The sequence below is a fragment of the Enterococcus sp. DIV0691 genome (genome assembly GCF_051711145.1).
Taxonomy (GTDB): Bacteria; Bacillota; Bacilli; order Lactobacillales; family Enterococcaceae; genus Enterococcus_B; species Enterococcus_B hirae.
Window position 1 is genome coordinate 1,179,944 of sequence record NZ_JBIOLY010000001.1, and the last position, 20,592, is coordinate 1,200,535.

Consider the following 20,592-nt stretch of genomic DNA (forward strand, 5'->3'; position numbering starts at 1 on the left):
ATTTTTCTTGACCTTAGAGTCACTCTAACCTTTATGATTTGATCAGTAAGAATTATTGGAGGAAAAAAATGAAAGAATGGTACACCTTATCAATCATAGAAATCAAAGAAAAATTAATGGTAAAAAAAGCAATGAACGAACAAGAAAGGAACGAACGACAACTTAAGTATGGAAGAAACGTCTTAGAAAATGGTATTAAAGTTCCAGAATGGAAAAAATTTCTTTCTTACTTTCATGATGCACTGATGTACATTTTACTAGGAGCTGCGATCGTTAAGCTTTTTACAGGCGCATATATTGAAGGCAGTATGATTTTTTTAGTTGTTTTCTTAAATGCGCTGATCGGCTATTTACAAGAACGAAAGGCAGCTTCATCTTTAGACAGCATTGCGGAATTACTTAGTGAAAAAGCAGTCATCATCGAAAAGGGACAGCAAAAAGAGATTGCACCAGCTGATTTAGTGGTGGGGGATCAACTCGTATTGGCTGCTGGAGATATCGTTTCTGCAGATGTTCGTTTGAGTGAAACGTTCAATTTACAAATCGATGAAGCAATTCTTACTGGAGAAACCCATGCGATCCAAAAGACGACCGACCCGTTACCGCTAGAGACTCCTTTAGCGGAACAAACGAATATGGCTTTTTCTGGGACTAAAGTGGAATCAGGTAGAGGAATAGGGATCGTAGTCGCGGTTGGAACTGCTACAGAAATTGGAAAAATCAGCACTTCATTAGGGTCGATCTCTGAACAAGAAACGCCTTTATTGAAGAAGATCAAGGAAATGAATACTAGTATATTTAAAGGAATCGCTGCGTTGATTTTATTGCTAGCTACCGTATCCTACTTTTATTATGGCATGACTTGGGGCTATATAGCGACAGCTGTCATTGCCTTGATCGTGTCTTCTATCCCAGAAGGACTTCCTTCGATCTTAACGATTATTTTATCTTCGGGTGTCAATCGGATGGCAAAGAAACAAGCAATCGTCAAAAATCTACCTACAGTTGAAACGTTAGGGGCAATGACAGTAATTTGTTCAGATAAAACAGGAACACTGACTAAAAATGAAATGACATTGGTTAGCTTAGCGACTAGAGAAGCGAACCATGGGGTGGAAATGCTTGAAGAAAAAAACTGGACCAAAAATGAGACTTGGCTTGTTGAAGCGATGCATAATTGTCAAGAAACCCAACTAACTCAAGGAGTATGTCCAACTTCAGGTAATGCCACGGAATTAGCTTTATTAAAATGGACCAATCAACAACCGATCGAACTTTATCCAGTCGTTGATAAAATCCCTTTCGACTCAGCTTACAAATATATGGCGACCGTCCATGAGATTGCAGGAAAAAGGATCTTATTTGTGAAAGGTGCGCCAGATGTTTTACTGAATAAAGTGCAATATGAACTGGGATCAGATGGAAGACAACAACAGATAGATCATGCTATGTGGTTACAAAAAAACGAACAATTAGCGCAAACAGGCCAACGTGTCTTAGCGTTTGCAATGAAAGAGTTAAAGGATCGTGAATTGTCACATGAAGAATTAACGAATGAGCTAGTGATGATTGGACTTAGTGGCATCATTGATCCGCCAAAGGAATCAGCTATTGCTTCAGTCAAGGAAATGCAACAAGCAGGGATCAGAGTAAAAATGATCACTGGCGATCATCAAGCAACAGCAAAAGCGATCGCTGAGGAATTAGGTTTAAAAAATGCTAAATCGGCGATTACGGGAACGGAACTAGATCAATTGACAGAAGAAGAATGGAAGATCGCTGTCCGTGAGAATGATGTTTTTGCCAGGACGACACCTGAACATAAATTGGCTATTGTGACCTATCTCCAAGAACAAGATGAAATTGTTGGAATGACTGGGGACGGCGTTAATGATGCGCCAGCTTTGAAAAAAGCCGATGTCGGGATCGCTATGGGAATCAAAGGGAGCGATGTTAGCAAACAGGCAGCAGACATGGTGTTGGTAGATGATAATTTTGAGACCATTGCAAAAGCCGTGAAAGAAGGACGACGTATTTTTGATAATTTGAAAAAGACGATTCTCTTTTATTTGCCAACTTGTTTAGCCCAAGGATTACTGTTGCTCTTTTCATTGGTAGGAAATTTCCCATTACCTTTAACTACTGTACAAATCTTGTGGTTAAATCTAGTCGCTTCGATCACCCTTTCATACGCATTGGGTTTTGAAAAAGCAGATCAAGATGTTATGAATCGTCCACCGAGACCAATTAACGAAAAAATCCTATCAAAATATGCACTTTTGCGTATTTTATATGTTGGGATCATCATGACTATTTTAGGGTTCGTTGCAATGGATTTTGTTCCTGCTGAAGCGAAACAAACCGTTCTGATCAATGCGATGGTTTTTGGACAAGCCTTCTACATGGTTAATTGTCGAAGAGTGACTGAATTTAGTCTGACAAAAGATCTTTTTGAAAATCGGGCATTACTCTATTCGATTGGAGCGATGATCCTCTTACAAGGATTGATGTTAGTGTTCCCACCATTAAAAATTGCGATTGGGACAGTTTCGTTGACTGTCCAAGAAGTAAGCATCAGTTTACTACCTGGATTGGTTTTATTCCTTCTTGTTGAATTAGAGAAAGCTTTTGTAGGGATGACGGTAAAATCAACTCACAAACTAGATGCATGAGCCATTTTCTTTTTAAAGAAAAGAAGCGAACAAAAATAATAAACGATCGCATTAAAGTGCTTTTGTTGCCGGTGGGGTGTCCGCCCCACTGGCTAAATCGTCATTGGGAAATTGGTAAAACAAAATTATCGATCAAACTATACAGAAAGTTATTCTATTGGTATGATAGAACAAAACAGAGGAGGAGGCGATTACATGATTGGAGGGATGGCGTTAGAGACGATTTATTGGTATACACTTTTAACTTGTGCGGGGATTGCAGTTTTTCTGCTAGTCTTTGGAGATATTTTTGATTTCGATGGTCCAATTGACCCGATACTCATTGTCCCTTGGCTAACTTTTACCAGCCTGTTTGGGTATTTAGGAGAGCGCTTAACAGAATTAGATTCGCTGTTTCTATTGATTTCAAGTGGGGCGATTGCAACTGTTTTAGTGTTTTTGCTCAATTTTTATGTCCGAATGCCGATGAAAAATGCTGAAAGTACGTTGTCGGCATCAGAAAAAACTCTTGAAGGACAGATGGCGATCGTAGTTACACCCATACCATTAAAAGGGATGGGGGAGATCCAATTAAAAAGTGTGACTGGTTCGATTACGCGACCTGCATGCTTTTATGCCCCACAAAGTTCACCAGCTAAGCAAGGGGAACAGGTCTTGATCATTGAAGTAAAAGAAAGAGTTTGTTATGTAACGCCTTATGAAGGCATGCTAAAAATATGAAGGAGTGTGGTAAGAAATGGAAATATCAGGAGTTTATATCGCAATTGCTATTGCAGTATTGATCATTTTAATGTTACTGATCGTCTTTGTAGCAAAATATCAAACTGCCAAACCAGATGAAGCATTAATTATTAGCGGGAGTTATTTAGGCAGTAAAAATGTCCACGCAGATGAAAGTAATAATAAAATCAAAATCGTTCGTGGTGGCGGAGCATTTGTTTTACCAGTTTTTCAACGCTCGAATCGAATCAGTCTCTTGTCAAGCAAGTTAGATGTTTCGACGCCAGAAGTCTATACCGAACAAGGGGTACCAGTGATGTGTGATGGCACCTCGATCATCAAGATTGGTTCTTCAGTGGAAGAGATTGCGACTGCTGCAGAACAGTTTCTAGGTAAAACACGTGAGGAACTTGAAAATGAAGCAAGAGAAGTTTTGGAAGGGCATCTTCGTTCCATTTTGGGTTCGATGACTGTAGAAGAAATTTATCAAAACCGCGACAAATTTAGTCAAAGCGTTCAAGAAGTAGCATCTGTTGATTTAGCGAAAATGGGATTGATCATTGTTTCGTTTACGATCAAAGAAGTCCGTGATAAAAACGGTTACTTAGATTCTTTAGGGAAACCACGGATCGCCCAAGTGAAACGTGACGCAGATATTGCGGAAGCAGAAGCGTTAAAAGAAACACGTATTAAAAAAGCAGAAGCTGAAAAAGATTCTCAAGCAGCGGAACTACAAAGACAGACGGAAATTGCAGAATCAATCAAAGAAAAAGAATTAAAACTAGCTTCTTACAAGCAAGAACAAGATATTGCAAAAGCCAAAGCAGACCAAGCCTATAACTTGGAAAGCGCTCGGGCGCAACAACATGTTGTTGAACAAGAAATGGAAGTAAAAGTCATTGAACGACAAAAACAAATTGAATTAGAAGAAAAAGAAATCATTCGTCGTGAGAAACAATACGATTCAGAAGTGAAGAAAAAAGCTGATGCGGATCGTTATGCCAAAGAACAAGAAGCACAAGCTCAAAAGGTAAAAGAAGTAACTGAAGCCGAAGCTGAACAATTCCGCGTTGAAGCTCTGGCACAAGCCGAAGCCAATAAAACCCGGTTAGCTGGTCAAGCGGAAGCGGAAGCGACTTTAGCCAAAGGAGCGGCCGAAGCTGAAGCCAAAGCCAAAATTGCAGATGCGTTCAAAGAATATGGTGAAGCAGCGGTCTTGAGTATGGTAATCGAGATGTTACCACAATTAATGAAAGAAGCAGCACAACCATTAGGAAACATTGAGAAAATCTCAGTGGTTGATACCAGTAACGGGTCAAGCGAAAATGGCGGAGCAAACCGGGTGACTAACTATGCTACCAATCTCTTAGCTTCCACTCAAGAAACGTTGAAAGAAACAACAGGATTAGATATCAAAGACATTATCGAAAATCTCTCTAATCGTGGAACGATGAAACAAGTTAATCTCTATGAAAACGGGGAACAACCCGATCAAGCAGAATAATTATCGCTAAAATTAGTTAGAAAAATAAACAAACCAGTTTCTTTCATGTTGAAGAGACTGGTTTGTTTATTTATGTATTAGCTATTTTTGTGTTTTTTGATCTGTTCTTCGACTTCTGCCAAATTTTCTCTAAGCAACGCTTCTTTTTTTTGCAGCTCAACTAAGTCTTCTACAAGCTCTTCTTTCTTTTCTGTCTCAGGTGGACGGAGAAAGAAATTGATTCCGATGGCGATAAAGGTTCCAATGAATGTGTCTAAGACTCGTTGGATCGCATATAAAGAGGATTCGCCTTGAGGAACGCTCAGGGCAATCAACAACAAAGTGGCGATTGCTGAGATGATCCCAGAATTATTATTGATTCCGTCAGATACCACGATGACGATGACCACTAGAACCGGCAGCAGAAATAATTCCACTAAAAAATCATTGTGAAAATAGTTCTTTACTAAAAAATAGATGATTCCGAGAAAGCCGCCGATTGAATTGCCAATGATTCTTGAACGACCAAAGGAAACAGTAGTGGTCAAATCTTGGCGCAAGGAAAAAACAGCTGACAATGCAGCAATCATCGGTAGTCCTCGATCAGTGACGTGGAAAAATAAAATACATAAAAAAACTGCTAATGCGCTTTTTATTGTTCGCATTCCTAAACGAAAACGGCCAAATTCCATCGCTTATTCTCCTTTTAGTCCTTTTTAATAGGATAACGAACTTTTAAAGAGATTGCTAGTTTTTAGCTAAGTCTTTTAGTATAATTCTAAGAAAAGAGAGGGGTTGCTTATGCGTATCGGAATGAGGACCGTGAAAACAGTGGTTAGTAGTATGTTGTCCATGGTTACCGCTCAAATGTTTTCATTATTGTTTTGGCCTTCAGCAGGAATCATTGCTTTGTTAAGTGTGGGCAACACGAAACGTTCAACTTTAAGAACTGGGATGTTAAGGATTGCGGCATTTATTTTAGCGACTGTGATTGCTTTTATTAGTTTTTTTATTTTTGATTATACGATCTTGGGGTTTGGCTTGTTCCTACTACTGTTTATTCCTCTGACTGTTGGGTTAAAATTGACGGATGGAATTGTCGTAAATTCTGTGCTAGTCACACACTATTTAAGTGAAAAAAATATGAGTTGGTCGTTGATCGGTAATGCAGCAAGTTTAATGGCTATCGGTGTTTTTTTTGCACTAGTAGCGAATATCTATATGCCGGATATCAAAAAACAGCTACAAAAAAATCAACAATTGATCGAAGAAGAGTTTCGTATCATTTTAAACAACATGGCTGATTTCCTACTGACTGGAAGAAATACTAGCAATCAACTGCTTTGTGATAAATTGTTGGCTTTCGTAAGAGAAAGTCAGAGCGATGCTAGGAAGTACCAAGAGAATTACTGGGTGAAACAAACGCAATACTATGAGACGTATTTTTCCATGCGTCGAACCCAAATCAACGTGATCAAAGATATGCAAGGAAATCTGGATCGAATCCAAGATCCGGTTCCTTATGGCAAGCATATTTACGGCTTGTTGGTTTATACTGCAGAAACTTTTTCTGAAAAGAATGATGGGAAAGAATTATTGAAGCGAATTGAAGAAGTCTACGAACTATATCGGGACATGGATATGCCCAAAGAACGTTTAGAATTTGAAGATCGAGCAGAATTGTTTCAATTTTTGCAATCCTTTAAGAGCTTTATTGAAATCAAAGCGGAATTTTCGCAACAATCGATTGGTTAAATTATTCAGTTCAATGAATGAAATAAAGAGAAGCTGTTTAAGCATTGGGGGTGTCTCCGTTGCTTAAACAGCTTTTCATGTTTTGAAAAATTCCGGTTTATTTCAAGGAGCTTATTTTTGCCAAAGTTTTTGCATCCCATCAAGGATCTCGATGACATCGTGGGTCAGAAACAACGAACGGTTAGGGAGTTCGCCTTTAATAGTTTTGACCATATTTTCGATTTCATAATTCATGGCTTGCGCGGTGCTGCCGCTTTCGATCCATTCTTTTGTCCCGTCATTGAAGATGATCTCCGCACGATCCGCACGAGGGTAATCGGTGATGGTGATATAGCCTTCTTCAAAGGCAACGATTCCCACTTTAGGCATTTTGGCTTGGAAAGTCAGACTGATCGTTGCTAACTCATTTTCTTTATTCCTTAAAATAGTCACTGACTGTTCATCCACACCTGTTTCAAATGGTACCATTGTTGATGCAATAACTTCTGGTTGAGAGCTCAAAAAGAAACGAGCAAACGAGACGGCATATGTCCCAATATCTAATAAAGCACCACCAGCTAATTCAGGATTGAAAAAGCGATTGGTTGGGTCGGGATCTTTATAGCTGCCAAATGGTGCTTGAATCATTTTTAATGCCCCAAGCTTGTTTGTGTCGATCAAAGAACGTAACTGTTGATACAATGGCATATTGAAAATCGTCATCGCTTCTGCTAACACTAGATTCTTTTCTTCTGCTAATTTCATTGCTTCGGTCAGTTCTTTTTTATTCATGGTGATCGCTTTTTCACATAAAACATGCTTATTCGCTGCTAATGCTTCCATGATATGTTGACTATGTTGACGATTGGGAACGGCAATATAAATAATATCGATTTCTTGGTCATTAAGCATTTCTTGATAACTACCATATGCTTTAGGAATATGATAGCGTTGTGCAAATGCTTCTGCTTTATCTATTGTTCGTGAAGCAACTGCTGCCAACTCGCTTGTTTCTTGGTCAAAATGTTCCGCAAACTCATGTGCAATATTTCCTAAGCCAATGATTCCCCATTGATACTTTTTCATACTTCAAAACTCCTTCTCGTGTTATATTTAATATAGTGAATGAAATGAAAAAATGCCATTGTCCTTGTTTAATTATACCAAATGAATCGTTAAAATTTGTGTTAGAGTACTTTAATAAGAAAAAGTAAAGTCGTAGTGAATTTTTTTGAAATTTAAGTAAAATGAGTAGAGGGGGAAACTTTTATGCATCAAGTTTATGTTGATTTGATTCTTAGTGTATTACTGGAACAGTACGCAACAGAAAAGAATTTTTTAGAGGACTATTTAGTAATTGACGAAGCGCAGTGGGAAGGCTGGAAACGAGGAGAGAAGAACCTTCCATCTGAAACCATGCAGAAAATCAAAAACCTGTTTACTGATTATGAATGGATGCTTACGCAAAAGATTTTACGACAAACGATCATTTTCCCTGAAAAAAGGACGACTGCAGTGGCAGAGTATAAACAAATCAAAACGAGAATCGCTCAAAAATGGTTAACGGATGGTCCTGCCAAAGTCGAATTGATTCCATTAAAAAACGATCAATATCTTACAGGGTTCCTTGACTTGAAGGTAAGTATTAATTATGATGAATGGGGTTATGACGACATCTTGAACTTTCGATTACCTGCAGACGTTCAAAGACAGATCGAAGGCGAGAAATTGGAACTGTTGGATTGGGTAAACGAGAATTTAGAAGAAACCTATGTTCATGAAAAAAATGAACATAAAAAGGAATGAGAGGATTTTTAAGAGTGAATAAAGTTTTAGGGTTTGGAGCAGTTGTGATCATGGTTGCCGCAATGGGGTACATCTTTGTAAGCGAGCAACACATGAAATCTGACGTCCAAGCAGAAAATCAAACAACTGAACAAGTAACCAAACAGACAACAAAGAGTTCCAAAGAAACTAAAGTGAAGGATTCTACCAAAAAAAGTGAAGATTTACCAAAGGTTCAACCGACCGATTGGGATCTTGTCTTGGTAGGACCTGATCATAAAATCGAAAAAGAAATCAATGAAGACACGCAGCTGGCATCACTGCCCAATGGTTATTTGATCGATAAACGTATCGAATCCCATTATGAAGATTTTGCGAAAGCAGCACAATCTGCAGGTTTTCCTTTAGTGATGGTCTCCGCATATCGTTCGGTTGCAGCACAGCAACAGGTGTTTACACAAAATGTCCAAGAAGTGATGAGTAGTCAACATGTTTCAGAGGAAGAGGCGACAGCAATCACGAAACAAACAATCACCGTCCCTGGACATAGCGAACATCATACAGGCTTAGCGGTCGATGTAGTGGATGAAAATTGGTATAATAATTATCCTTCACAGCTTTTAGAGGCAAGTTATGGAGATCAACCAGGGGCAAAATGGATTGCTGAAAATGCGCCTAAATATGGATTTATCATACGTTATCCTAAAGATCGCCAAGATATCACAAAAATTACGTATGAACCATGGCACCTACGTTATGTTGGAGAAGAAAGTGCGGCCTATATTTCGAAACATGATATCACATTAGAAGAATACTTAGAACAATTACAAAAGAAATAGGAGTAGTGAATGGCCAAAAAAAAATGGAAGAAACAAAAACGTAATTCATTACGCTTGATTGCTGTGATTTTTGGTGGAATATTGTTGATGATAGCTTTTGTTCTCTCTTTACGAGGCTTGTCAGCGCCTCTTGTTGGGCAAGAACAGAATAACAATGAGGCACAAACGCATCAACAATTTATTGATCGATTAGCTCCTCATGCGAAAGAATTACAAACCGGCTATGGCGTTCTCCCAAGTATCATTTTAGGTCAGGCAATTCTTGAATCAAACTGGGGCGAGAGTACGTTAGCCAGTCAATACAATAATCTTTTTGGAATTAAAGCATATGGTGATCAAAAAAAGGTCAATTTAGAAACAAAGGAATTTGTGAATGAAGAATGGGTCACGATCCAAGGAGATTTTCGTGTGTATGATTCATGGGAACAATCGATGGACTCTCACACACAACTTTTTGTGAATGGGGTAGATTGGAATCCAGCATTATATGAAAAAGTGATCACGGCTACGAACTATCGTGAAGCTGCCCAAGCACTGCAAGACGCAGGCTACGCAACTGACCCTTCCTACGCACAAAAAATTATCCAAGTCATTGAAACCTATCACTTGGATCAATATGATCAATAACTATGAAAAAGGGAGTGGCAAGATGGCAGAGCAATTTACCCCTGAAATTATGACCGAGCTACGAAAAGATATCGTTAGAGTACCTGAGGTCATTATGGAGGCAAGTGGTATTAAGATTTTTGGAAAACTGATCCGATCGATTATTTTTACTACTGATATAGCAATTGTCCGGAATACAAATGCAAATGCCGTGATTGCTGTGTACCCATTTACTCCGCATCCTGCAATCACTAAAAGTATTATCGAAGCAGCAGACATTCCAGTCTTTTCAGGTGTTGGCGGAGGTCTAACGCAAGGCACGCGCTCTTCTTACATGAGCTTATTTGCTGAAGCGCAAGGATCGTTAGGAGTCGTTTTAAATGCACCCACACCACTTGAAACAGTTCAAGAAGTTTGTCGTGCAGTGGATATCCCAGTGATTAGTACAGTGACATCGAAATATACAGAAATCGATGAAAAATTGGCAGCAGGTATTACGATCATCAATATCAGTGCAGGGAAAGAAACAACTGAAACGGTAAAATTTTTCCGAGAAAAGTATCCGGAACTACCGATTATTGCTACTGGTGGTCCAACAGATCAAAGCATCTTGGATACGATCAAAGCTGGAGCGAACGCTATTACCTATACTCCTCCAAGTAACGGGGAATTATTTAGTCGTAAAATGGAAAAGTATCGACAACTTGAAAAGCAAGAGGAATCATAAAAATCAAAAACAAGTCAAAAAAGAGAAAAAATCGTGGCACTCACGTAAATTCTCTTTTTTCTCTTTATTTCTGTCAGAAATACCGAACAACCTTGCTGAATGAGATCAAAAATATTAGATTTTAGAAAAAAATAGTGAAAGTTGGTTGTCACTTTCTGAAACAGATGTTAAACTGTTTTCATCGTTTGGAACAACAGCTAACATTAAAAGTGCCAACCAACGATTATGAATGCTTGAACCAATCAACACATTTTATTAAAGCTACTTCTAGACTACTTGAGCAAAATAGATCACTATTTTGTTTCTTAAGAGGATCGAAGGAACGTAGTGATATAGCCCACTTATATATCGTCATGATAAGGATGACAGTTTCTAGCCAGCACCGTAAATGCTGGACTATAAGTGAAAGAGTGTCTTGCACCCTTTTTACTTATTTAGTAAAAGGGTTTTTTTGTTTAAAAAGCAGGCATTTTTGCGTATTTCGCACGAGCTTGAAACCTTGAAAGGGTGATCCATGAGGTCGAATAGTGGTTAGCTTTGATATCAATAAATGAAAAAGGGGAAAATAAAGTGAAAGAATTAGTGGAACGTATTCAAAAAGATGGCCGTGTGCTAGGTGAAGGCGTCTTAAAAGTAGATAGCTTTGTGACGCATCAAGTGGATCCGGTATTAATGGAACAAATAGGCCAACGATTTGCGGAAGTTTTCAAAGATCAAGGAATCACTAAAGTGGTAACGATTGAAGCTTCTGGAATTGCACCAGCTTTATTTGTGGCACAGACATTAAATGTACCAATGATTTTTGCCAGAAAAGCCAAAAGCTTGACGATGGATGAAGAATTGTTGACTACTTCTGTTTATTCCTTTACAAAACAAGTGACTAGTACGATTTCTATCTCTCGTAAATTTTTATCTGCAGAGGACAAGGTTTTAATCATTGATGATTTCTTAGCGAACGGTCAAGCGGCGAAAGGGTTGGTTGAATTGTGCCGCCAAGCAGGTGCAGGAGTCGAAGGGATCGGCATCCTGATTGAAAAATCGTTCCAAGATGGCCGTCAGCTATTAGAAGAAATGGGCTTGAAAGTTGTTTCATTGGCACGAATTGCGGCGTTATCCAACGGACAAGTTGAATTTCTTGAGGAGGATGCATAAAGGTGGAGAAAGAAACAAAAAATGGCCAAGCCGCAGTATTAGGTTTACAACATCTCTTAGCAATGTATGCTGGGGCAGTTGCTGTTCCATTGCTGATCGGTACAGGACTAGGGTTTAATCAAGAGCAAATGACGTACTTGATCTCGATTGATATTTTTATGTGTGGCTTAGCAACATTATTACAATTGACGGTTAATCGTTTTTTTGGTATTGGGTTGCCAGTTGTTTTAGGTTGTGCCATTCAAGCAGTTGCACCACTGATCCTAATTGGGAGCGACCAAGGTGTTGGGGCAATTTATGGTTCGATTATCGCTTCTGGTATTTTTGTTGTTTTAGTGTCTGGATTTTTCTCAAAGATCAAACGATTATTTCCGCCGATCGTGACTGGGACAGTCATTACCGTGATTGGGTTGACGTTGATTCCAGTTGCAATCGAAAAAATGGGCGGTGGCGATTCATCTGCGACTAATTTTGGAAATCAAACCAATTTATTACTAGCTTTCGTTACAATTGCACTGATCGTCGGAGTGCAAATGTTGGCTAAAGGTTTTGTTCGCTCGATTGCTGTACTGATCGGTTTAGTTGGCGGGAGTATTTTAGCTGCTGTACTGGGAATGGTGGATTTAAGTGCGATTGGTCAAGCACCTGTTTTTCACGTGCCTCAACCTTTTTATTTTGGAAAACCAACTTTTGATGTCTGGTCGATCTTGTTGATGATCATTATTTCTATTGTGAGTATGGTAGAGTCAACAGGTGTTTACTTTGCGCTAGGGGATATCACTGGACAAAAAGTGGGCGAAGAAGAATTGAAAAAAGGCTATCGTGCCGAAGGTCTGGCGGTTATTTTAGGTGGGATTTTCAATACATTCCCTTACACTGGTTTTTCTCAAAATGTTGGGCTAGTCCAACTTTCAGGTATCAAGACAAGAAAACCAATTTATTTCTCTGCAATTTTTTTGATTATTCTTGGATTATTTCCTAAAATAGGTGCTTTGGCACAAATCATTCCAGAGCCAGTTCTAGGTGGCGGCATGTTAGTCATGTTTGGGATGGTTGCTGTTCAAGGTATTCGGATGTTGATGGAAGTTGATTTTACGAATGACAAAAATCTCTTGATTACTGCTGTTTCGATTGGTTTTGGCTTAGGATTCAATATTATGCCGACTTTATTTAGCCAATTACCCCCAACAGTTCAAATGTTTACGGGGAATGGGATCGTCATGAGTAGCGTGACAGCGATCGTTTTGAATCTTATTTTTAACGGGTTGAAAAAAGATGAAGAGATTATTGAAGAAGCATTAGCGAAAAAATAACTTGAATCGTCCTAAAAATGAGACTGAGACAAAAGTAACATCTTCGAAAAATAAGCAGGGATTGACCAAAAAGTTGAAAAGCAAATTTTGGAAATTCCTGCTTATTTCTTGACGCTAAATACCTTTGTCTCAACCTCGTTCTAGTTTATTTCTTTATGTATACGCTAAAATCAATATTCTATACTTATTATATGCTATTTATGCTATGCAAAAGAGGAACCCCGCTCTGATTTATCTGGTTGTTTACTTTTTTCAGGTTGTTTCCCTTGACTTAAAATTTCACTTTGTTTTTCCTTCGCATTATCTTTTAGATCAATAAATGTACTTTGCCCCCTCATTGTTGCAAATTCCTTTTTTTGGTCAGCTAAATTTTGAACTATTTTTATTGAATTATTAATTTTTTCCGAAAGTATTTTATTCGAATTTTCTAAGTTTGTCAAATCATCCTTGAATTTGGGATCAATTTGTTGGGTTACTTGTGTATTTTTAGATAAATGATTCACCTCATTCATCAAAGTTTTGAGATTCGTTTTTAAAGCATTAAGCTTAGCCTGTTTTTCTTGACTTATGGGTAACATTTTATCTATTGCTGCTTCACTCTCCATTATATATGCTGCTTTATCTTCAGATATCGTACGCAATTGACCCTTATACATTGCTATATTTTGATCTTTTGTGTCTAACTTTTTCGTTAAATCTCTCTTTTCTCCTGTAAAATACACTATAATTTTATTGAAAAATGACGAATTATCTATTTCATTTATTTGATTTTTTATGTTCTTTCGGCTCTTTTCTTCTTTACTTAATTTATCTTTGATGTCAGGCACTTCTTTATCTAGCAGGGACATTTTATGTTTATTATCTTTAACATACTGCACAGTGTTTGTGATTTCCTCAAATTGGTTTTCTTTGAGTTTTCCATTTTTATCAGGACTGTTAGTCGTTAAGTTATTATATTTTGCTTCTAACTGGTTGTTTGACTTTTTAAAATTGTCCATATACACCTTAATTTTTTTATCATCAGGTTCTCCTCTTTGTTCTCTTTGCTTGTAACATGCCCAAATTAGCCGTTGCTTGTTCTGCCTCTTTCGCTTGTTGCTGTCGTTGTACTTTGGGTTTATTTATGTTTTCCATATGATTGTATCTGTTTTTGGCATATTTAAGTTTTTCTGATATTTTTAATGCTTCATTGCCAAAAGGATCGGATATCCGAGCATGCTGCATTTCCAATTTATACACTTGGACTTTTGCTTCATCTATTTCTTTTGTGCTAAATGCTGGTTGATCCTTTTCTTCCTGATGATGACTTTTCATATATTCCAAACATTTATTTTCTTTTTCGTAGTTTTCTTTCGCCACTTTGCTCGCTGATGAATATTCATGTTTCACATTAAGGGCTTGTTTTGCTTTTTCAGTTATTTTTCTTTGACTGTTAATCTCATCTTTTGTAAAGTAAAACCCTTCATACCATTCTTTCATCTCTTCACTCCTCTATTTTTATTCATAGTTCAATCTTAACACGTTAAGATTATTGTTATATTCTAATAATTTCTTTTGTTAGGAAAAGATGAAAAACTACTCTTTTCTTCTACTTGTATAATGGATAATTACATAAATCTATACAAAGGATATGATAGTTCCCACGAAATTTATTGTTTCCATTTACAAAAACATACTAAGATTAGAGAGTGGGACAATAGTCAGAAAAAATCTGATTATTGTCCCATTTTATTTTGATTTTAAGGCACACAAAAAGCACACAACCTTGTATGATTCAAGTGCTTAAACAAAAATCAAAGGAGTGTGCTTTATGTTTAAAAATAATACCATCAACCAAACAACTTTACCACTAGATGTAGAACATTTACTGATGCCGCCTTTATGCGGATGAAAGACGATTATATGCGAAATGGACAGCTCAAACCAGGTTATCATTTACAAATCACCACCGAAAATCAGTATGTTTTGAGCTATGAATTATTTCCGAATCCCACAGACACCAAAACATTGAAGCCATTTTTAGATAGTTTTTTAGACCAACATAAGGAGTTGCCGGAGTACATTGTGGCAGATGCAGGGTATGGTAGCGAAGAAATTTACATGTATATCAACGATGTTTTACATAAAACCCCCTTGATTACCTATGGAAGTTACCACAAAGAAAATAAAAAGAAGGACAAGGAGAATTCGTTTAACGTGGAGAATTGGCGTTATTTTGAAGAACAAGACACCTATATTTGCCCAGCGAATCGTCCGGTACCGTTCAAAAATTATAGTCGCAGAATAGATAAAGGTGGCTTTATTCGAGATTTCAAAATCTATGAATGTGAGGATTGTCGGAACTGTCCAGTCCGTCGTCAATGCACGCGTGCGAAAAGTGAACAAAAGCGAAAAATTCAAGTAAATAATAATTGGCGCTATTTCAAAGCAGAATGCAGAAAAAAGCTTCTAGAGGAGAAAGCTGGTTCGATTTATCGGAAACGAAAAATGGATGTCGAACCCGCGTTCGGATATCTAAAGGCTAGCTTGGTGTTCCATCGTTTCCATTTACGTGGAAAACAAGGAGCAACGATTGGTATTGGTTTGGCACTGATGGCATTATATTTAAGAAAATTAGGAAAATATATGGAGAGGAAAGTGCGCATAACAAAAAATAAGTTCGATTTTGACAATAAACATCAAAATCGAACTTATTTTCTTTTTGAGAAAGAACTATTGTCTCACTCTCGTTTTTTCGCTGATACAAATACCGAACATTAAAGCTGAAAATCTTTATAATATTCGAAAATTCTTTGACATCAAAAAAACCGATTGCTAAAATATGAATGTGAAAGTAGAGAAAGGAGAAATGTATGACAATCAAGGTTGCGGTAATTATGGGGAGTACATCTGATTGGGAAACGATGAAAAATACTTGCGAGATTCTAGAAGAGTTTGAGGTGGCTTATGAAAAGAAAGTCGTCTCTGCGCATCGTACACCTGATTTGATGTTTCAGTATGCCAAAGAAGCACGAGCAAGGGGAATCAAAGTGATCATTGCTGGAGCAGGTGGAGCCGCTCATCTGCCAGGAATGGTGGCTTCTCAAACAACCTTACCAGTAATTGGCGTTCCGGTACAAACACGAACATTGAACGGATTAGATTCGCTATTATCTATTGTCCAGATGCCTGGTGGTGTTCCTGTGGCAACGACGGCGATTGGAAAAGCGGGGGCAATTAACGCTGGACTACTTGCGGTTGAGATGCTTTCAATGTATGATTTAAAGTTGGAGGCTAAGTTAGCGAAAAGACGGTTAATGTTAGCTGAAACTGTGATAGAAAGTAGTGATCAACTTGGTTAAACCTTTGTTGCCTGGATCAACGATCGGAATTGTCGGTGGCGGACAATTAGGACGGATGATGGCGATCAGTGCAAAAGAAATGGGCTTTAAAGTCGGGGTTCTTGATCCTGTAACGAATTGTCCAGCAGCTCAAGTAGCTGATTGGTATATTCAAGGAACATACGATGATACTTTTGCATTGGAAGAACTTGCTAGACGAACAGATGTTATCACGTATGAATTTGAAAACGTCAGTGTGGAAGCATTAAATGCCATTTCTTCTATGTCGTTTATTCCTCAAGGAACTGATTTATTGGCGATCACCCAAGATCGTCTTTTAGAAAAATCTTTTTTAGAAACGAATAATATCGTTATTGCTCCTTATGCGACAATTGTAAGTCCAACCGATATTCAAGATGCCATTGATGGTATTGGTTATCCTTGTGTGTTGAAAACGACACGAGGTGGATATGACGGCAAGGGACAATACGTCTTGAAAAGTCGGGCAGACCTTGCGCCAGCAATGGATTTACTAAGGGAAGGGACCTGTGTATTGGAAGCATGGATCCCCTTTGAAAAAGAAATCTCGATCTTAGTTGCTGGAAACGGACAAGGGGATTATAGTACATTTCCAGTGGTTGAAAATATCCACCGTAACAACATTTTACATGAAACGATTGCACCAGCAGCAATCGCTGATGAGGTTGTTGAAGAAGCAGAGCGGATTGCTCGAGTCATCGCTGAAGGAATGAGCTTATCTGGCGTACTTTGCATTGAAATGTTTTTAACAAAAACTGGTGGTTTATATGTGAATGAATTAGCACCACGACCTCACAACTCGGGACATTACTCCATTGAAGCATGCTCGATGAGTCAATTTGATGCCCATATTCGGGGAATATGTGGTTGGCCATTAAGTAAAAAAGTCCGTTTATTGAGTGAGGCAGTGATGGTCAATGTATTGGGCGAGCAGTTATTAGAAAGCTATCATTTGATCGATAAAAAACCAGATTGGCAATTTCATTTTTATGGGAAAGCACAAGCGAAAAAGGGTCGTAAAATGGGGCATATTACTATCGTAACTGAAGACATTCAACAAACTTTGGATGAAATAAAGAAAACCAATATTTGGGATTAAAGGAGAAAAATTGATGTTAGAACGTTATACACGACCTGAAATGGGCAATATCTGGACAGAACAAAACAAATACCAAGCTTGGCTGGAGGTAGAAATTTTAGCTGACGAAGCATGGGCAGAATTAGGAGAAATTCCTAAAAAAGATGTCAAAAAAATTCGTGAACATGCATCTTTTGATATTGAACGTATTTTGGAAATTGAAAAGGAAACACGTCACGACGTTGTTGCCTTTACTCGAGCAGTTTCTGAAACATTAGGCGAAGAACGTAAGTGGGTCCACTACGGCTTAACGAGTACTGATGTCGTGGATACAGCTTATGGCTATCAAATCAAACAAGCAAATGATCTTTTACGAGATGATTTGAAACGTTTTACGGCAATTATTGGTGAAAAAGCTAAAGAACATAAGTACACAGTGATGATGGGAAGAACGCATGGCGTTCATGCTGAACCAACGACATTTGGCTTGAAATTAGCTACTTGGTATTCAGAAATGAAACGAAATATTGAACGTTTTGAGCATGCAGCCAAAGGTGTTGAAGCAGGTAAGATATCAGGAGCGGTAGGAACATTTGCGAACATTCCGCCATTTATTGAAGAATATGTGTGTGAAAAATTAGGGATTCGTCCGCAAGAGATCTCTACGCAAGTGCTCCCACGTGATCTCCACGCAGAGTACTTTGCGACTATGGCATTGATTGCTACTAGCATCGAACGTTTTGCAACAGAAATCCGTGGTTTGCAAAAATCAGAAACGAGAGAAGTAGAAGAGTTCTTCGCTAAAGGACAAAAAGGGTCTTCAGCAATGCCTCATAAACGAAACCCGATCGGTTCAGAAAACATGGCTGGACTTGCTCGAGTGATTCGTGGTCATATGGTCACAGCCTATGAAAATGTTTCGTTGTGGCATGAAAGAGATATCTCTCATTCGTCAGCAGAACGAATCATTTTACCTGATACAACAATTTTATTGGACTATATGTTGAATCGTTTTGGAAATATCGTAAAAAATCTGACGGTCTTTCCTGAGAATATGAAACGTAACATGGAAGCTACTTTTGGCTTGATCTATAGTCAACGTGTGATGTTGAAACTGATTGACAAAGGTATGACAAGAGAAGAAGCTTACGACTTGGTTCAACCTAAAACAGCTTATGCATGGGATCATCAAGTTCAATTTAGACCTTTACTTGAAGAGGATCCAACGGTTACTTCTGTTTTAACAAAAGAAGAGATCGATGACGCATTTGACTACCATCATCACTTGAAAAATGTGGATGTGATCTTTGACCGTGTTGGTTTAGGAGAAAAAGACAAATAATCAAAATGAGTGGCTTGCTTCGGATTGCTAGAAGCAGCCACTCTTTTGCTGATATGTAATAAAAAAGAACCTTGACACAGATAACTCAACTGGTCGGGGTTCTTTTTAGCTGTTTTGATTCATTTCAGGATGTTGCTTGATAATAGCCTGAGAAAACTATCCGTAAAGGGCTTGAGCGGAATAGTTAAAATGTTTAGTATGAAGCAAACTCAATAATTCTTCGATAAAAGTATAATCAAATTCTTGCTGATCATAAGTGACTTGGATACGATAATGATTTTTGAATAATTTTTGTTCGTGTATCTGACTGATCACGAGTTGATGTTCAGAAATTGTTTGATATTCAAATGTGCGCTTTCGGCACTCAGTATGGCGCTTTGCCGCACGACGGATTTTTCTGAAGGTATAAAAACTCGTATCTTTATTACATAAGTAGACATCTTTGATAGACAACAGGTCATTATATAAACGTGACGTTTCCTCGGGCGATAAATCCATTAAAAAACATTGGGCACAAACTGCGGCCTCTTCCATTTCGCTACCTCCTTGAATTCCTTGAATAAATATCCAGAATCATTCTAATCCTACTATAGCATCAATTATTATAGGTGTAAACGCTTATTATTTTTCCAGGGAAGAATTTTTGGATTAAACACGAACATTAGACAATTTTAATGCTATAAATGTACATATTTTTATTGAACAGGATAAAAACACTTGTTAAAATTTAAAGTGAAAAGACGAACAAAAAAATAATGTTTGTTGTGATCGTCAAGAATTTAAGGAGATGTCAAAATGGAACAGAAAGATTTGCTGTATGAAGGAAAAGCTAAAAAAATGTACTATACTTCAGATGAACAGGTGATTTGGGTGGAATACTTGGACCAAGCTACGGCTTTAAATGGCTTAATGAAAGACCAAGTAAATGGAAAAGGGGAACTGAACAATCAAATCACAAGTAAAGTCTTCCATTATTTATCCGAACAAGGGATTGCCAATCACTTTATCCAACAAATCGGAAAAGACGAACAATTAGTGAAAAAATTAAATATTCTTCCCTTAGAAGTGGTAGTCAGAAATAGTGCAGCTGGCAGTTTTTCAAAACGGTTGGCAATTCCTGAAGGACAAAAATTACCCACACCAATTGTCGAATTTTATTACAAAGACGATCAATTAGATGATCCATTTATCAATGATGAACATGTGCTGTTTTTACAAATTGCAGATGAAGATGAAATTACTGAATTAAAGACACAGGCTAGAAAAATCAATCATTTGTTAATCCAACTATTTGAGAAAATCGATTTACAGTTAATTGATTTCAAACTGGAATTTGGGAAAACAGCTACGGGAGAAATCGTATTAGGAGATGAAATTTCGCCTGACACTTGTCGATTATGGGATCTGAAAACAAACGAACACATGGACAAAGATGTTTATCGACGAAAAATTGGGGAAATTGTCCCAGTATATCAAGAAGTTTTGACACGTTTAACACAAGTTGGTTTATGAGAGGAGAAAATGAAATGTATTTTGTAAAAGTTTATGTCACCTATAAAGATTCTGTATTAGATCCTCAAGGAGAAGCAGTGAAAAATGCGGTCCATCGTTTGGGATATGAAACTGTTGAAGATATCCGAATCGGTAAATATTTTGAGATCCAAGTTTCAGCAGAAGCTAGCGCAGTAGAGGAAACGATTGAAGGGATTTGTGACAAACTATTAGCTAACGTCAACATGGAAACGTATCGTTATGAAATTGAACAATTGGAGGAAATCTAGC

Annotated in this window: 20 protein-coding genes, 1 pseudogene and 1 riboswitch; of the genes and pseudogenes, 16 read left to right on the plus strand and 5 right to left on the minus strand. The window is 37.8% G+C overall.

Annotated features, from left to right (window positions below):
- Positions 1–68: 68 nt before the first annotated feature.
- From IGJ11_RS05325 to IGJ11_RS05335, 3 genes are all read left to right on the plus strand, one after another.
- Positions 69–2,672 carry an HAD-IC family P-type ATPase gene (locus IGJ11_RS05325; protein WP_207432384.1) on the plus strand — a complete coding sequence of 868 codons (2,604 nt, stop codon included), beginning with the start codon at positions 69–71 and terminating at the stop codon, positions 2,670–2,672.
- Between the two features lie 195 nt (positions 2,673–2,867).
- A complete protein-coding gene (locus IGJ11_RS05330) occupies positions 2,868–3,392 on the plus strand; it encodes a hypothetical protein (protein WP_251849616.1) in 525 nt (174 codons plus the stop codon).
- Between the two features lie 16 nt (positions 3,393–3,408).
- A complete protein-coding gene (locus tag IGJ11_RS05335) occupies positions 3,409–4,896 on the plus strand; it encodes a flotillin family protein (protein WP_010719401.1) in 1,488 nt (495 codons plus the stop codon).
- Between the two features lie 77 nt (positions 4,897–4,973).
- On the opposite strand, the gene IGJ11_RS05340 is transcribed toward IGJ11_RS05335, so the two are convergent.
- The gene (locus IGJ11_RS05340; protein WP_010719400.1) at positions 4,974–5,567 is read right to left on the minus strand and encodes an FUSC family protein; all 594 of its coding nucleotides are present in this window, start codon (positions 5,565–5,567) and stop codon (positions 4,974–4,976) included.
- A 109-nt stretch (positions 5,568–5,676) separates the two neighbouring features.
- On the opposite strand from IGJ11_RS05340, the gene IGJ11_RS05345 reads away from it, so the two are divergent.
- A complete protein-coding gene (locus IGJ11_RS05345) occupies positions 5,677–6,630 on the plus strand; it encodes an aromatic acid exporter family protein (protein WP_207432380.1) in 954 nt (317 codons plus the stop codon).
- A 111-nt stretch (positions 6,631–6,741) separates the two neighbouring features.
- Here IGJ11_RS05345 and IGJ11_RS05350 read toward each other — a convergent pair whose 3' ends face one another.
- Positions 6,742–7,695 carry a Gfo/Idh/MocA family protein gene (locus tag IGJ11_RS05350; protein WP_010737424.1) on the minus strand — a complete coding sequence of 318 codons (954 nt, stop codon included), beginning with the start codon at positions 7,693–7,695 and terminating at the stop codon, positions 6,742–6,744.
- 183 nt (positions 7,696–7,878) lie between these two features.
- Between IGJ11_RS05350 and IGJ11_RS05355 the strand changes: the two genes are divergently transcribed.
- The 6 genes from IGJ11_RS05355 (at position 7,879) to IGJ11_RS05380 (ending at position 13,031) form a co-directional block, all read left to right on the plus strand.
- Positions 7,879–8,415, plus strand: a complete 537-nt coding sequence (locus tag IGJ11_RS05355; protein WP_014834723.1) for a hypothetical protein — start codon at positions 7,879–7,881, stop codon at positions 8,413–8,415.
- Between the two features lie 14 nt (positions 8,416–8,429).
- The gene (locus IGJ11_RS05360; RefSeq protein ID WP_034700361.1) at positions 8,430–9,233 is read left to right on the plus strand and encodes a M15 family metallopeptidase; all 804 of its coding nucleotides are present in this window, start codon (positions 8,430–8,432) and stop codon (positions 9,231–9,233) included.
- 9 nt (positions 9,234–9,242) lie between these two features.
- Positions 9,243–9,860, plus strand: coding sequence for a glycoside hydrolase family 73 protein (locus IGJ11_RS05365; RefSeq protein ID WP_010737427.1), 618 nt, complete (start codon positions 9,243–9,245; stop codon positions 9,858–9,860).
- Between the two features lie 22 nt (positions 9,861–9,882).
- Positions 9,883–10,566, plus strand: coding sequence for a hypothetical protein (locus tag IGJ11_RS05370; protein WP_010737428.1), 684 nt, complete (start codon positions 9,883–9,885; stop codon positions 10,564–10,566).
- Between the two features lie 321 nt (positions 10,567–10,887).
- Positions 10,888–10,985: riboswitch (purine riboswitch) on the plus strand.
- Positions 10,986–11,136: 151 nt separating this feature from the next.
- A complete protein-coding gene (locus IGJ11_RS05375) occupies positions 11,137–11,718 on the plus strand; it encodes a xanthine phosphoribosyltransferase (RefSeq protein WP_010719393.1) in 582 nt (193 codons plus the stop codon).
- A gap of 2 nt (positions 11,719–11,720) precedes the next feature.
- The gene (locus IGJ11_RS05380) at positions 11,721–13,031 is read left to right on the plus strand and encodes a nucleobase:cation symporter-2 family protein (RefSeq protein ID WP_010719392.1); all 1,311 of its coding nucleotides are present in this window, start codon (positions 11,721–11,723) and stop codon (positions 13,029–13,031) included.
- 203 nt (positions 13,032–13,234) lie between these two features.
- On the opposite strand, the gene IGJ11_RS05385 is transcribed toward IGJ11_RS05380, so the two are convergent.
- Positions 13,235–14,029 (minus strand): hypothetical protein, encoded by a 795-nt coding sequence (locus IGJ11_RS05385; protein ID WP_251849614.1) that lies wholly within the window; start codon positions 14,027–14,029, stop codon positions 13,235–13,237.
- Between the two features lie 22 nt (positions 14,030–14,051).
- Positions 14,052–14,510 carry a hypothetical protein gene (locus tag IGJ11_RS05390; protein WP_251849611.1) on the minus strand — a complete coding sequence of 153 codons (459 nt, stop codon included), beginning with the start codon at positions 14,508–14,510 and terminating at the stop codon, positions 14,052–14,054.
- Positions 14,511–14,891: 381 nt separating this feature from the next.
- Here IGJ11_RS05390 and IGJ11_RS05395 point away from each other — a divergent pair.
- The 4 genes and pseudogenes from IGJ11_RS05395 to purB all read left to right on the plus strand — a co-directional run.
- A pseudogene (locus IGJ11_RS05395) lies at positions 14,892–15,849 on the plus strand (transposase); the annotation flags it as partial.
- A gap of 34 nt (positions 15,850–15,883) precedes the next feature.
- Positions 15,884–16,372, plus strand: coding sequence for a 5-(carboxyamino)imidazole ribonucleotide mutase (gene purE, locus IGJ11_RS05400; RefSeq protein ID WP_010719389.1), 489 nt, complete (start codon positions 15,884–15,886; stop codon positions 16,370–16,372).
- Entirely contained in the window at positions 16,365–17,489 is a 1,125-nt protein-coding gene (gene purK / locus IGJ11_RS05405; protein WP_172595681.1) for a 5-(carboxyamino)imidazole ribonucleotide synthase, read from the plus strand. The genes purE and purK overlap by 8 nt, the downstream gene beginning before the upstream one ends.
- A gap of 13 nt (positions 17,490–17,502) precedes the next feature.
- Positions 17,503–18,810 (plus strand): adenylosuccinate lyase, encoded by a 1,308-nt coding sequence (gene purB, locus IGJ11_RS05410; RefSeq protein ID WP_207432376.1) that lies wholly within the window; start codon positions 17,503–17,505, stop codon positions 18,808–18,810.
- A gap of 156 nt (positions 18,811–18,966) precedes the next feature.
- Here the strand turns inward: purB and IGJ11_RS05415 are convergent, their stop codons facing one another.
- Positions 18,967–19,344, minus strand: a complete 378-nt coding sequence (locus IGJ11_RS05415; RefSeq protein WP_088775549.1) for a hypothetical protein — start codon at positions 19,342–19,344, stop codon at positions 18,967–18,969.
- Between the two features lie 261 nt (positions 19,345–19,605).
- Between IGJ11_RS05415 and purC the strand changes: the two genes are divergently transcribed.
- Both purC and purS read left to right on the plus strand, forming a co-directional pair.
- Complete coding sequence (purC, locus tag IGJ11_RS05420; protein WP_207432375.1) at positions 19,606–20,322, plus strand: phosphoribosylaminoimidazolesuccinocarboxamide synthase; 717 nt, start codon at positions 19,606–19,608, stop codon at positions 20,320–20,322.
- Between the two features lie 14 nt (positions 20,323–20,336).
- The gene (purS, locus tag IGJ11_RS05425; protein ID WP_010719384.1) at positions 20,337–20,591 is read left to right on the plus strand and encodes a phosphoribosylformylglycinamidine synthase subunit PurS; all 255 of its coding nucleotides are present in this window, start codon (positions 20,337–20,339) and stop codon (positions 20,589–20,591) included.
- Position 20,592 lies beyond the last annotated feature (1 nt).

What these genes read in the sequence shown, in the direction of transcription:
- purS (WP_010719384.1), top strand. Translation starts at nt 20,337, where the DNA reads ATGTATTTTGTAAAAGTTTATGTCACCTATAAAGATTCTGTATTAGAT.
- IGJ11_RS05335 (WP_010719401.1), top strand. Translation starts at nt 3,409, where the DNA reads ATGGAAATATCAGGAGTTTATATCGCAATTGCTATTGCAGTATTGATC.
- IGJ11_RS05355 (WP_014834723.1), top strand. Translation starts at nt 7,879, where the DNA reads ATGCATCAAGTTTATGTTGATTTGATTCTTAGTGTATTACTGGAACAG.
- IGJ11_RS05340 (WP_010719400.1), bottom strand. Translation starts at nt 5,567, where the DNA reads ATGGAATTTGGCCGTTTTCGTTTAGGAATGCGAACAATAAAAAGCGCA.
- purC (WP_207432375.1), top strand. Translation starts at nt 19,606, where the DNA reads ATGGAACAGAAAGATTTGCTGTATGAAGGAAAAGCTAAAAAAATGTAC.
- purE (WP_010719389.1), top strand. Translation starts at nt 15,884, where the DNA reads ATGACAATCAAGGTTGCGGTAATTATGGGGAGTACATCTGATTGGGAA.
- IGJ11_RS05330 (WP_251849616.1), top strand. Translation starts at nt 2,868, where the DNA reads ATGATTGGAGGGATGGCGTTAGAGACGATTTATTGGTATACACTTTTA.
- IGJ11_RS05390 (WP_251849611.1), bottom strand. Translation starts at nt 14,510, where the DNA reads ATGAAAGAATGGTATGAAGGGTTTTACTTTACAAAAGATGAGATTAAC.
- IGJ11_RS05370 (WP_010737428.1), top strand. Translation starts at nt 9,883, where the DNA reads ATGGCAGAGCAATTTACCCCTGAAATTATGACCGAGCTACGAAAAGAT.
- purB (WP_207432376.1), top strand. Translation starts at nt 17,503, where the DNA reads ATGTTAGAACGTTATACACGACCTGAAATGGGCAATATCTGGACAGAA.
- IGJ11_RS05415 (WP_088775549.1), bottom strand. Translation starts at nt 19,344, where the DNA reads ATGGAAGAGGCCGCAGTTTGTGCCCAATGTTTTTTAATGGATTTATCG.
- IGJ11_RS05345 (WP_207432380.1), top strand. Translation starts at nt 5,677, where the DNA reads ATGCGTATCGGAATGAGGACCGTGAAAACAGTGGTTAGTAGTATGTTG.
- IGJ11_RS05325 (WP_207432384.1), top strand. Translation starts at nt 69, where the DNA reads ATGAAAGAATGGTACACCTTATCAATCATAGAAATCAAAGAAAAATTA.
- IGJ11_RS05385 (WP_251849614.1), bottom strand. Translation starts at nt 14,029, where the DNA reads ATGGACAATTTTAAAAAGTCAAACAACCAGTTAGAAGCAAAATATAAT.
- IGJ11_RS05350 (WP_010737424.1), bottom strand. Translation starts at nt 7,695, where the DNA reads ATGAAAAAGTATCAATGGGGAATCATTGGCTTAGGAAATATTGCACAT.
- IGJ11_RS05365 (WP_010737427.1), top strand. Translation starts at nt 9,243, where the DNA reads ATGGCCAAAAAAAAATGGAAGAAACAAAAACGTAATTCATTACGCTTG.